Annotated in this window: 8 protein-coding genes and 1 pseudogene; all 9 read right to left on the bottom strand. The window is 56.4% G+C overall.

What is annotated here, in order from left to right; translation table 11 throughout:
* Nucleotides 1-568 precede the first annotated feature (568 nt).
* A complete protein-coding gene (locus FJV77_RS19970; protein ID WP_063169303.1) occupies nucleotides 569-1,975 on the bottom strand; it encodes an aminotransferase in 1,407 nt (468 codons plus the stop codon).
* Between the two features lie 190 nt (nucleotides 1,976-2,165).
* A pseudogene (locus FJV77_RS33000) lies at nucleotides 2,166-2,586 on the bottom strand (transposase); the annotation flags it as partial.
* A gap of 483 nt (nucleotides 2,587-3,069) precedes the next feature.
* The gene (locus tag FJV77_RS19965; RefSeq protein ID WP_063169304.1) at nucleotides 3,070-3,576 is read right to left on the bottom strand and encodes a TIR domain-containing protein; all 507 of its coding nucleotides are present in this window, start codon (nucleotides 3,574-3,576) and stop codon (nucleotides 3,070-3,072) included.
* Between the two features lie 9 nt (nucleotides 3,577-3,585).
* A complete protein-coding gene (locus FJV77_RS19960) occupies nucleotides 3,586-4,446 on the bottom strand; it encodes a DUF4231 domain-containing protein (RefSeq protein ID WP_063169305.1) in 861 nt (286 codons plus the stop codon).
* A 1,402-nt stretch (nucleotides 4,447-5,848) separates the two neighbouring features.
* Nucleotides 5,849-6,346: an Lrp/AsnC family transcriptional regulator gene (locus FJV77_RS19950; protein ID WP_063169306.1), complete on the bottom strand. Its 498-nt coding sequence runs from the start codon at nucleotides 6,344-6,346 to the stop codon at nucleotides 5,849-5,851.
* Nucleotides 6,347-6,839: 493 nt separating this feature from the next.
* Nucleotides 6,840-8,363 carry a fumarate hydratase gene (locus tag FJV77_RS19945; protein ID WP_063169307.1) on the bottom strand — a complete coding sequence of 508 codons (1,524 nt, stop codon included), beginning with the start codon at nucleotides 8,361-8,363 and terminating at the stop codon, nucleotides 6,840-6,842.
* A 27-nt stretch (nucleotides 8,364-8,390) separates the two neighbouring features.
* Nucleotides 8,391-9,824 (bottom strand): NAD-dependent succinate-semialdehyde dehydrogenase, encoded by a 1,434-nt coding sequence (locus tag FJV77_RS19940; protein ID WP_063170369.1) that lies wholly within the window; start codon nucleotides 9,822-9,824, stop codon nucleotides 8,391-8,393.
* A 193-nt stretch (nucleotides 9,825-10,017) separates the two neighbouring features.
* Entirely contained in the window at nucleotides 10,018-10,944 is a 927-nt protein-coding gene (locus tag FJV77_RS19935; RefSeq protein ID WP_063169308.1) for a LysR family transcriptional regulator, read from the bottom strand.
* Between the two features lie 167 nt (nucleotides 10,945-11,111).
* A complete protein-coding gene (locus tag FJV77_RS19930) occupies nucleotides 11,112-11,513 on the bottom strand; it encodes a hypothetical protein (protein ID WP_063169309.1) in 402 nt (133 codons plus the stop codon).
* Nucleotides 11,514-12,430 lie beyond the last annotated feature (917 nt).

Here is a 12,430-nt window from a genome sequence, read left to right as displayed (position 1 = left end):
TGCAGGAATTTGGGTCGGCATTAGCATAACAATTCGGATAGCCGCTCATCCCCCACCCGGGGCGCCGTGATCCGCAAAGAAGTGTTGCGATGCTTTCTTTTCTTTGATAGGCAAATCGTCTCAACAATATTAAAATGCCTTTCCTTGTGAACGGGGTGGCGTGTGAGTATCGTCCTTCTATATACCTGACGTGATAAAATTCACCGCAATGATTATGGCCCGCTGCAATGATGTAAAGGGCACGTCTAAGCTCAATCTGCATCGGAACGTGCAGATGACCTTTACCAGACCCTCGATCCCGCACGGGCCATAATGATACTGATTACGTGGGTCAAAAAGGGCGCCCTGCCGGCGGGGAGGTACACCCGCAGGGCGCGCCGCACAGAGGTCCTGGTCGTTGGGCAACAGGACAGCGGCGGCAGAACTGATTCGGTTACAAATCGTGACTGAAATAGCCCGGAGCATGCTCAAGATCAGATATCTGGAATTCAACAGTTTTGGGTCTGCTCGGCGCAGTAGCGCGCAGGGACATGCCTGCCTCCGGACTCGCTCCTTCGCGATCGCAAAATCATACGGCACCCTCGGCCTTCAGCGCGCGATAGGTGGTATCGACCGACTTTACCGTCGCGTCGACAATGATGTCGATCTCTTTTCGGGTAATGATCAGGGGGGGGGCATAACCGAGGATGTCGCCATGCGGCATGGCCCGTCCGATGACACCATTCTCAAACAGAGCAGCTGCAGTGCGCACCCCGACCTGAAGGTCGGGTTCGAATGGTATCCTTTGTTTTGGGTCCCGCATCATCTCTACGGCCGACAGGATACCCACTCCGCGAACTTCACCAACGATGGGATGTCCCGCCAGCTCGGCCTTCATCCGGTCTTGCCAATACGGTCCAACATCGCGGACATGCTCCAGAATATTTTTTTCTTTAAGCAGTCGAATATTGGCGAGCGCGGCTGCGGCACAAAGCGTGTGCCCCGAATATGTCCAGCCGTGGCCGAGTGCGCCGTGCTTCTCAGTTCCTTGTTCCAAAACCGACCAGACACGGTCGCCAATGATTGACCCGGAGATGGGGAGGTAGGCGGAACTCAAACCCTTTGCGATGGTCACGAAATCCGGACGCATGTTATACAGGTGGGAACCGAACTTCTCGCCGGTTCGCGCGAAGCCACAGACCACTTCATCCGCGATTAGAAGGATATCGTATTTGTCGAGCACCGCTTGAATGGACGTCCAGTACCCTTTGGGGGGCGGCACAATACCTCCTGTCCCAAGTACCGGCTCTCCGATAAAAGCTGCAACCGTTTCCGGTCCTTCGGCCAGGATCAAGGCTTCAAGCTCATCGGCACAGCGCCGGGAGAACGCTTCCTCGCTCTCCTCGACACGCGCCTGGCGGTAATAGTGCGGCGTGGTTGTATGGCGCACCAAATCCAGAGGCAGGTCGAAGAAATTGTGAAAGAAGGGAAGGCCAGTTAGGCTACCCGTGACCAATCCAGACCCGTGATAGCCGCGATTTCGCGAGATGATCTTTTTCTTTTCGGGCCGGCCAAGAATGTTATTATAGTACCAGACCAGCTTGATGTTGGTTTCGTTGGCATCGGAACCGGAGAGGCCGAAATAGACCCTTCGCATGTTCTGACCGAAATACTCGACCACGGCCTCTGCCAACAGGGCGACCGGCTCCGTACCTTGGCTGGCATAGACGTGCGCGAACGGCAATTCGTGTGCTTGCCTGGCAATGGCCTCGGCGATCTCCGTGCATCCATATCCCATGTTGACGCAGTAGAGTCCTCCGAAACCGTCGAGGCTCCTTCGGCCTTCGGTGTCCCAGATATAGACGCCTTCCGCACCGGCCATAATCCTATTTGGCGTTTCGCCTCGGCTGTGCTTGGCCAGATGCGTAGAAGGATGGAAGACGAAGCTTCTATCCTTCTCCCGGAGTTGCTCGGTTCCCAGATTGCTCAAGCGCATGTCCCTCTCCTCGCGATAAATTGGCGGAGGGCACTCGGCCAGCCACCTGTTTAGCAAATAGCATACCGGAAACGTCCCTTGAGTTTCTCGGGAATGCAGGTTATTCGCCGTGAAATTCGCGGGATCGGCCCGAATTGCCGTGAAAACTAAGGCGTCACCTTCGCCTTAGCCGAGGGTCGGGGGCGCGTCCTGCAAACACGAACAGCTTACGACGCGCATGCGCCCAGCATAGTGCCCGATTAGCGGGCGATATTGACGGATGAATAGCGCTCGGGACGCTGTTCCCGCCGGCCGCGCGAGGCACGATAGAGCGCCGGCGGCCATGTTCCGCCGAACTGCCGGTCATCCCTTACATTCTGACGGTCCGGATCGGTCTTGCCCTTCCCAAGGGTGGTAATGAGGTGATCAGGGGCAAAGCACATTCGCCTCGATCAGCAGGCAGCGGGTTCCGTGCCGCGGCACAGGCTCCAACCTGGTTGGCCAGCGCTGAGAGGCTGAGGTCGTGCCCTCGCGCATATTGATAGCTTTGGCGGTGCGGCGGCTGGTGCTCGGCAGACTTCTCGAAGGAGCATAGCCAGAAGGTTCGGCCCGGCAAAGACGCGCGGCGAGAGCTCCTTGCCATTGACATCTTGATTCGCAGCCGACCAGCGCCGCCAAGTTCTATCGTCAGCGTGTTGCCTTTCTTGCGATCGCAAATTCGTGGTTGCTGCGCAGGGCGAGCCGAGCTGCGGCTCGCAGGAGGGGGCGAGCCGACAGAATTGCGCGGCCTGAAAAGCTGCCTCCATCAATGCTGGCCGCTCGTGCAGTCTCGAAACGCTGGATCAAGCCTCAAACATCGAACAGCCGCTCCTTTTCCTCGCGAAACCAGCGCCCTCGCGCGACATGATCTTGTCTGACGATCCGACGCTTCGAGCGGGGCTCCTCTAATAGGTTGCACATGACCTGCAGCTTTCAGCCAAACTCAGCAAATCGGACGTCGTGCTCTTCTTATCATCGCTCGGCAAGCTCGGAACACGCTGGCGGACGTTGCTAAGGCTAGTCGCCGCCAGCGGATGGCGAGGATGTTTGGGCGGCTAAGTGCTTTTAGGTGGCGATTATAAGCCGAGATCGCGATAGGTGCTTTCGCCATAGCTCCTGGCGCCATCGCCACGCTGAGCGTTTGAAAGCCGATGAAATTCGCTCGGCCAATTGGCTAGCGCGTGCTTGATGGCCTTCATCTTGAACGGCACGTGCACAACACATTTGTCCCTGATGATAGGCGGACAGCTCACATCTTGTTGCCGCGAGCCGTTAAGGTTTGCTGCGATTATCGGCAGACCTAGATCAAGAGCCAATTCCATTTCCCAGCGCACGAAGCGAAAAAGGTTTTTCGTCTTCTCACCGATCAGGACAAGTACCTGGCTCGATCCATTCATTCTGTTGCGAAGATTGCGTTTAACATAATCTTCGTCCTGTGCTCGGCTCGTCATATTGTCCAGATCGTGAGCGTTCGCGAATTCAAAACTCACATTCTCGCTGGCGTTCCACCCTTTCATAAAGCGGTATGCCCAAGCGTCTTCATCGCCGTCAAATATTACATAGGTCGGATCGCTGTATGCCATTGTTGTCTCTTAGTTGTTTTGACGAGCAACCCACTGGGTGTGCTCCCGTGAGAAAGCCAGTTCGGCTTCGTTCACCGCGGCGGAGAATGCCTCATCCGAGTTGGCGTCCGTAATAAGGTCGGCAGTCAAGCCGATCTCGTGAGCTGTCAACGTGTAAGCCGATGCCAATTCGTTAAATTTCTTGATCTGGGTCCACCCAATAAGGGAGGCGGCGATGACAATTAGCGGCTCGGTCGGCCAGCCTGGCATCGCGGGGTCAGCGATGCGTACTACGATGAACGAGAATCCCAGAGCGTATGCAAAAATACCAAGGCCCATCCAGACTTTCGCGGACCTCTTGTTCGAGCGCGCCTTCTTCTCGTACCACTTCCGTTGGTCGCAGATTCGTCTCTGCAGATATAGGTCTTTTCTTTCTTTTAGCGGGGAGTCCCTTATCGACATCATCTGGTCGGTTGTTTGGGGGGATGCTGAATCGGTGCCGCTCAACGCGCTACCAAGGTGACGATTGCTATCAAGGATACCTTCCATGAGCTTTCGAAAATCAGCTCTGGCGTCAGCGGCGCGCGCGTCATCGAACGGCTGTGCTCGCATCGCGAAGCGCCAAGTCAATGTCTTCACCGACTCTGCCAGAGCTCGAGCCTGATACCAGACCTGCTCGGGCTTTGTGACCGACCGGAAAATGAGGACTCCCATTGAGCAAAGAAATACCGCAGCATAGACACCGAAATAGGCTTTTGATGGCGACAAGTCCAAAGAGAGCACCGACGCTAAAAAAAGAAGAACGTACTCTGCCCGGATCAGGCGCAGAAACGTCGCCTGCTGCTCGTTGGATGCCACGTCGGCGCTATTATAGAGTCCAGGATATTTCATTTTTGAAGCACACCAGTCTATTTTGTGGCGGTAAATTCTTTAAGCCAGGATTTGGCAAACGTGAGGTTAGCAGTCGAGCTTACAGAGCCTATTCTTGAGCGAGGCGCGGTCCCTCTGTTCATAAACAGGAATGCAGGTCCTGTCCCATCAATGTAAGGGTATAGGCCCAAAAATTCTTGCCCGGAGAATGTTTCCGAAGAATTTTTTGCCACGGGCAGAACCGCTACCGCGGTCCGAAACCCATCGAAAAAGCCAAGCTCCCAAGGCATCCATCTGGATCCTGGAGAATTGTTTGAATGCACATAGATTAGCGTCTTTGACTGCCTCATACGGGTCCGCAGCAACTCGGCGGTGGCCGAGGAGACTTTTGTGCGGTCCAGTTGTGAATCTTCGACCCAATCTACGTAAGCAGTGAACCCAAGCTCCTCGAAAATTCGCTTCACACCGAGAACGATCTCTGCGTCCTTGAAAGAATGTGACAGAAAAACGTCGAATGACGATCTGGCTGTAGCTGCGGCCGTCTCTTCCTTTAGAACGATCGATGCGGCTCTATGTCCTCGACTGGCATTCGCAACTCTTTTCAGCTCTGCCTCGGTCAGTAGCACTATTCAAATCCCCCCATGATCTGTTCGCAATCTATGAACTTGACGCCCATTCGATTAAGCGACCCTTGTCTTGTGAAAACTGGCACCATGCTCTCCAGCCGGTAGCGCAACCTCCACCTTCTCAAAGACCACGTCGGGTGGCAGGAGTGACCGGCCTTGTCACCCACCTACGCGATCCCGGCACAGCCATGCTCCTCGCTTAGAAGGCTGCGGAGACCAGCAATGTCAAACAGGACAGACGATCTCCTAATCTCGAACAGCAACGAACTTAGGACGTAAAAACGCGATCTCCGAATGTCCGCAGGCGTCGAGGGCCGGGTTGGTCGCCAAGGCCGAGCGGGCCAGCTTGCACTCCCGCTACCCGTCGGCTTGCCAAACCCTCGCTGTAGATTTCGCCCCCTACACGGATGCGCTGACCGCGACTAAGCTCAATCGCCACTGATCGCCAATCCAGGGCGAAAGTTCCCCCCTTGAAGTAGCGGTAGAGGCATTTTTCGGCACTTCGCATCTTAGATATGGACGCCTCCTCAACCAGGCACGATCCGGTTTGGCTTCTCGCCGTAACCGTGCTGGGCAAGTGCGTCCGATGGCTGCTTCGATCCTCTCCTGGAATAGATCGGTTCCAGATTGCTCAAGCGCATCGTCCTTGCTCGCGATCAACTGGCGGATAGCGCTCGGCCACCTTTTTCCAGCAATTAGTATACCGCAAATGTCCCTTGAGTTTCGTCGGAATGGGTGCCTTTTGCCGACGAATCTACGGGATCCGTGCCAAACGCCGTTGAAACTTAGCTTTTGGGTTACCGTTGCCTCAGGGCGGACAAAGGTATCGGTGAATTGGACTTCACTGGTTTCGTGACGACAAGGCTATAGTATTGATCAATCCCCAAGCCTGCCTGCAGCAGTCCCTCCATGAAATCCTGATAGGCGGCCATAGAACGAGATGCGACCCGCATCAGATAATCCACGCGCCCCCCAATTGCCCAGCAGTCCAGGATTTCCGGAATGTCTTGGATAGCAGTTTCGAAGTGTCGTTGGTCCTCAAGACGATGACGATCCAGCACGACCTCCACCATCACAAAGATCATGCCGCCGATGAGGGCAGGACTCAGCCGCGCATAAAATCCCTCAATAATCCCCGCGGCCTTGAGTGCTCGGAGCCGCTCCGAACAGGCGGACGCCGAAAGATGAACTCGTTTTGCAAGCTCACTTTTTGAAATCCGACCGTCTGCCTGAATTTCGGAGAGGATCCGCAGGTCCCAACTGTCGAGTTGCACGGGATCGGGTTTCGACTTCATAACCTATGCTCTCAGCGATGACATCGCGTTGTGTGCCGATCAATTCTATCATCAATTGAAACGAGCGAATGTAGCAGTGGAAGGCATCCGTTCCAGGCCCGAGATGTGCCAGAATGGGGTACGAAAATCAGCTGAGGGTGAGCGATCCGCTGAGAAAAGCTGCAGAAGTAATTTGGCTATCGCCCCAACGCCCAACGGGGCAATGGTGCAGCTGGAGAGAATAGTCGGCGGCGGCGGAGACCATGATAAATAGATAACCGATTTTCTTGAATCTCGCTGCCGTACTTGATAGACGCGCGACTGCATTCGACCCTCGATCGCATGGACGGCATACTCAATGCAGTATTCACTCGCACATTCAACTATTAGGGTGAATTGAAGGCCTTGCTTGGCCGGCTCGCCGAGGCGCAGGGCACCGCAAATGCCGCTCGTCTTATGGCTTGCCCGATAATTTGGCGCTCGGGTCTGGCCGAAATCGCCCAACCGGAAAGACTCAAACACCGATGTTGCGTGCGATGCTGTCGGCTGCCATACGCTTACGCCACTCAAGAGGCCCGGAATTGTGAATGGAGTTTCCCTCAACATCGACAGCCATGACGACGGGCATGTCCTGCACATCGAATTCATAGATGGCTTCCATGCCCAGGTCTTCAAAGGCGACAATCCGCGCCGCCTTAATCGACTTTGAAATCAGGTACGCAGCGCCACCCACTGCAGCAAGGTATGGCGTTCTGTGTCTTACAATCGACGCGATGGCCGCCGGTCCCCTCTCCGCTTTGCCCACCATCGCGAAAAGGCCGGTTTCGGCGAGCACCTTGTCCGTAAAATCGTCCAAGCGGCTGGAGGTTGTTGGACCGGCGGGTCCAACGACTTCATTCCTCACTGCCCGGACGGGACCGACGTAGTAGATCACGCGGCCCCTCAGATCGACTGGGAGCGGCTTGCCGGCATCAATCAGTTCGACCATTCGTTTGTGGGCAGCGTCACGGCCCGTCAGCATCTTTCCAGAAAGCAGGAGCGTTTCACCGCAGCGCCACGATGCCGTCTCTTCCTTCGTAAGCGTATCTAAATTGACCCGCCGGACGCCGGCTGGGTTCAATTCGTCGGCTCCGATGTCGGGCCATTCGCGCAAATCGGGCGGCTGGAGGCTGATGGGTCCAGAGCCGTCCAAAGTAAACTTCAGGTGCCGGTTGGCGGCGCATTGCGGGATGAGCGCCACAGGCTTGGACGCTGCATGAGTAGGATAGGTCGCAACCTTGACGTCAACGACTGTCGTCAGACCACCAAGGCCTTGGGCGCCGATACCAAGCGCGTTGATCCGCTCATAAAGCTCAATCCGCAGCCCCTCTTCTGCGCTTGACGCCCCCCTTGCGATCAGTTCCGCCATATCTATGGGCTCGTTCATGGCCTCCTTGGCCAGCAGCATCGCCTTTTCAGCGCTACCACCGATGCCGACAGAGATCAGTCCAGGTGGACACCACCCGCTGCCAAGGGTCGAAACGGTATTGACCACCCAGTCGGAAACGGAGGCGGTGGGATTGAGGGTGGTAAAACGTGCCTTGTTCTCCGACCCGCCGCCTTTCGCGGCGATGGTGATCTCAATCTGGTTACCTTGCACCAGGTCGACATGGACAACTGCCGGTGTGTTGTCGCGGGTGTTGACCCGTCTAGCGAGGGGATCCGCAACGATCGATGCCCGAAGGGGATTGTCCGGATCGAGATAGGCTTGACGTACGCCCTCATTCACAAGATCCGCGAAACTGGCTGTTGACTTAATGCGGGCATCCATGCCGACCTTTGCGAAGACAACCACAAGTCCGGTGTCCTGACAAATCGGGCGCCGCCCAAAGGCCGCCATGCGGGAGTTCAGCAGAATCTGACCTATGGCATTCTTCGCCGACGGGCTCTGTTCTCGCGTGTATGCGTGAGAAAGAGACCGGATATAATCTGGAGGATGATAGTACGAGATGTACTGAAGGGCGTCGGCGACGCTCCTTGTGATGTCGCTACCGGCCATGGTCCGTGTTCTGTTTCCCACCGGATTTTATCCAAATGAACCGAGGCCATTGACCATTTTCAGAATCTGGAAGCTTCGCACCCCCTGCTCGCCGCCTTCATATCCATAGCCGCTTTGTTTGACTCCTCCATAAGGGGCATCAGCGGAAACCCCTTTCAGGTAATTCACACTAACAGCGCCCGCAGAAAGACCGCCCACAAGCCTCTGTTGCGTATCGGCCGCGCCAGTAAACAAGTAGGCGGCCAGACCGTACTCCGTGGCGTTGGCTTCATCGATCGCCTCTTCGATCGTATCGAAAGGAGCCACGGTGAGAATTGGTCCGAACGGCTCTTCATGAAGCACTCTCGCTTCCTTCGGTACGCCAGTCAGGATGGTTGGCGGCCAGTAAAACCCCGGTCGGTCAAGGGGGATGCCACCGGTCTCGATTTGGGCGCCGCCCTCTACCGCATCTTTGGTCAGGCGTTGCATGGCCTCGATTCGCCGCGCGTTTGCCATGGGACCCATCTGCGTTGCAGGGTCATCCGGTGGACCGATCCTGATTTTTCGGACCGCCTCCGTCATCCGGAACAGGAATTCCTCATAGCGGGATCGGGCGACAAGAATCCTGCTGGGCGCATTACAACTCTGGCCCGCGCACTCGAATTTGTATTCCGAAATAGCCGGTATCGCCGTTGCCAGGTCGGCATCTTCGCACACAATAACCGGGGAATGTCCACCGAGCTCAAGGATGCAGCGCTGCAGATTATTCGCGGCCAGTGTGGCCAGCTGTTTCCCAACAGCGGTCGACCCCGTGAACGTCAAGACTTTGACAATTGGCGAACTGAGCAGATGCCGTGATATATGCACAGGAACACCGAACACCAGGTTGACCACGCCTTCCGGTATCCCTGCTTGACGCAAAGATTCCACGACATGGACAGCCACGCTTGGCGTCTCTTCGGCCCCTTTGAGGATCACCGGGCAGCCTGCCGCCAGCGCGGGGGCGAGCTTGCGGGCGATGAGAACGGCTGGATAGTTCCACGGCGTAAAGGCAGCGACGACACCGAGGGCCTCCGGGACGATCATCCTGTTCGGACCCAACGGAATCGGGGTCGACAACTCATCGGCATGCCGGCCATTCCATTCCAGCGTTTCGACTGCGCGCGCGTACTCTCCTGTTGCTTCGGCAATCGTCTTTCCCTGTTCGGACGACAGGTCCCTGGCTGCGGCGCCAGCTTTCTCAGCCAGATTGCTGGCGGCAGAGACGAGGATCTCGCCACGCTCTTTGGCGGGGCGTGAGGACCACGCCTTGCGGCTGCGTTCTGCCGAAGCAAGAGCTTCATCCAAGTCTGGAACCGTAGCCGAGGCCACTGAGGCAAATACCTTCTCCGTCGCCGGGTTGATCACCGGCAAAGTGGCTCGGCTACCACCGGCTCGCCATTTGCCATTAATGAAGAGCTCGTAGCTCCTGGCGTGGGACATCGCGGGCTCCACTTGTGATTCTGGCCATGCGAGCGCCGTTTCAATTTTCGAAGCCGCTGAGCTCGCTTGAGCCAGTTTCATCGCGATGGTCGCAGCGGGTCAAATATCGATTAGTGCCTAAATCCATCTGGAATCCAGATCGATCTGTTCCGACAGGAAGGAAGTCATGCCGTTGTTTACAGATCGATGGTTCTCAGGTCGCGTCAGGAGCCGATGCTACCCAGCCCCGGCTCTCAATCAATTCTCTGGCGACCTTCGGAATGAGCTTGCGGACCGCAGAAACGGCCGCAGAACGCTCATCTTTGGGATTTACAGCAAGCACCACGGAGCGGGTAATTACCGGATCGACTATCTTGACCGTCCGGACCAGCCCTTGAGAGGCTTCTTTCTGAACGGCAGACGGGGCGAGAATAGAATGCGCTTTTCCCTCTACGACCATGTTGATGATCGTTGAGAGCGAGTCCACTTCAAACTTGACGTCCATCGCGCAACCGTGTTGTGCGACGACATCAGCCACCGAACGCCTGACATTGTTGTTGCGCATGGGAACCGCCAGGGGGAATGCATGCAGGTCGGCCAGAGATATCGCATCTTCAAACGGTGGCTCGCCGGACGGAACCACCAGACAAAGGTCTTCGCGCGCTAGCACAGTCATTCGCCCCACACTGTCCGCAGTGCGGTACAGAACCGCCAGATTGAAGCGTCCAGCCGCCATCCATTCCTCTAGCGGTCCCGTCATACCCTCGACCATCTTGAGGGACACCTTGGGCAGTTCGTGTCTTACCGTCTCAAGCAGCGGACCGCTCAGGACGCGAGCAGCTCCAGACGGAATGCCAATAGTCACCTCCCCGGCGGGGGAAGCGGCTGTGTTGGTCAATTCCACCTCGGTAATTCGAATTTCTTTGAGAATCGCCCGCGCCCGCTCCAGGAGTTTGGCTCCTGACGCCGTCACGCTCACGCCGGTCCTGTCGCGTATCAGCAGCTGAGTGCCGAAGCCTTCCTCCAATTGGCGCACATGCAGACTCAGCGCACTCTGGGCGACATTCAGAAAGCCAGCGGCCTTCGTGAAACTGCCTGCTTCGACCACGCCAACAAAGTATCTTAACTGCCTGATTTCCACGGGTACTCTTCCGAGGGCGGACTGCAATGATGTAATCTATCTCGAAATGTGATGGCGCGACAGCAATAATTGCAGAGCGACATGACGCCTAACTGTCGTGTCATCTCAGTGTGGTTTGACCAAAACCGTAACCTATGTGTCCAGAATGGACCCAACCCGCCGAGGCTTCAACCGGCCAACTCGGCGCCCTGATCCATGGAGATGATTTCTCGGACCCTTCGAATAACCGGTAGATCGACCATCTTCCCGTCCAATGTGAACGCGCCTTTGCCTTGCGCCGTCGCATCTTTTTCGCCGCGAGGACACGACGGGTCCCTCGAGTTCTTGTGCGCTTGGTGAAAAGCCCCATCGATGTTTAAATGGATCGCCTGCGGCCCCACGAAGTTATCATTGTCTAAGAATCGCCGATGCTTCCTATCGAGCCGAGACTGCCGCATGGGGAACAGAACGGAAAGGTTCGGCGTCAAAAGCAGGTCGAGTTCTGGGGCACCGCCAACAGCTGCACTGAAGTCTTCAGTACCAAGCGCCATTGCAACCAGCGGCGCTAACAAGATGGGAAAGGAGGTCATTGCTATTGCCGCTGGCGGACTTCGGCCGGCCACCCCATTTCCTCTTCCGAGAGGTGAATTGTCCAACCAACCCTGCTGACTAATGACGAGCATGATCGTATCGTCAACGTGTCACAGAATTGCTTGCAAGCTCACGGCCTCAGCTGGGCCAACGAACATTGAACTCCGTGGACGAAGCCTGGACCCGTCGTCATCCAAGTCAATCCGCGCCTCGATGAGGGGACAGATCCTCAATTGGTTCAGCTGGCTTGCAGTATTGCACCTAGCAGTCACGGCGAGGACTGGGATTTGCGAAGAAGGCATTCTCGCAGTGCGGCCGTACGGTACCTCATTCCTGGCACACTGGATTAGATCGCTGGCGACATTAAGATCAGGTGTGACCGAGGTGAAATTTTATGTCGAAAACCTGAAGGCAGGGCGTCAGGCAGGGCGATTACAGAGATCCTATCGGACATGTCATCGCAGTTTCATCCACCATTGCTCGACCGAGGCGACACTCATCGTCCCATCAACCTAATCCATTGGTCGATCACGCCGTTCACGACCCTTGGCGAAGAAGGAATCAGCAGCCCCTAGGCTCAATTGGAAAGCGGGGCGGGGTCCATACGTATCTTCGTTTCCGGGCACCTCATGCTAATGAAGCCGCGACAACAGGTTGGTTATGCACCCAGGTGCTGGCCAATCCGGCTTGACTGGAAAGTTTCATACCCAGGCCTGGCACAGGCGAGCGTGATGCCGCTCTCGCTATGTTGGACCGCAGACGCCGCGACGGCGCATCGACTGGCGCTGGCGAAGCCTAGGACGCGCCAGTCAAGGACCTGCAAAGAGCAAGATCACGCCGCGCGTTGCCTTCAACGCCCATTTGAGCAGAAAGCAACAAGCCTCGCGTATAGCGATCGATGACCGCACGAAGCGCC

This window comes from Mesorhizobium sp. WSM4306 (assembly GCF_007003975.1).
Lineage (GTDB): Bacteria > Pseudomonadota > Alphaproteobacteria > Rhizobiales > Rhizobiaceae > Mesorhizobium.
Note: the sequence above shows the minus strand (reverse complement) of the source record. Positions and strands in the feature narration are given on the sequence as shown.

Coding starts and splice junctions, on each gene's coding strand:
- FJV77_RS19970 (WP_063169303.1), bottom strand. CDS start 1,975: ATGCGCTTGAGCAATCTGGGAACCGAGCAACTCCGGGAGAAGGATAGA.
- FJV77_RS19965 (WP_063169304.1), bottom strand. CDS start 3,576: ATGGCATACAGCGATCCGACCTATGTAATATTTGACGGCGATGAAGAC.
- FJV77_RS19960 (WP_063169305.1), bottom strand. CDS start 4,446: ATGAAATATCCTGGACTCTATAATAGCGCCGACGTGGCATCCAACGAG.
- FJV77_RS19950 (WP_063169306.1), bottom strand. CDS start 6,346: ATGAAGTCGAAACCCGATCCCGTGCAACTCGACAGTTGGGACCTGCGG.
- FJV77_RS19945 (WP_063169307.1), bottom strand. CDS start 8,363: ATGGCCGGTAGCGACATCACAAGGAGCGTCGCCGACGCCCTTCAGTAC.
- FJV77_RS19940 (WP_063170369.1), bottom strand. CDS start 9,824: ATGTCCCACGCCAGGAGCTACGAGCTCTTCATTAATGGCAAATGGCGA.
- FJV77_RS19930 (WP_063169309.1), bottom strand. CDS start 11,513: ATGACCTCCTTTCCCATCTTGTTAGCGCCGCTGGTTGCAATGGCGCTT.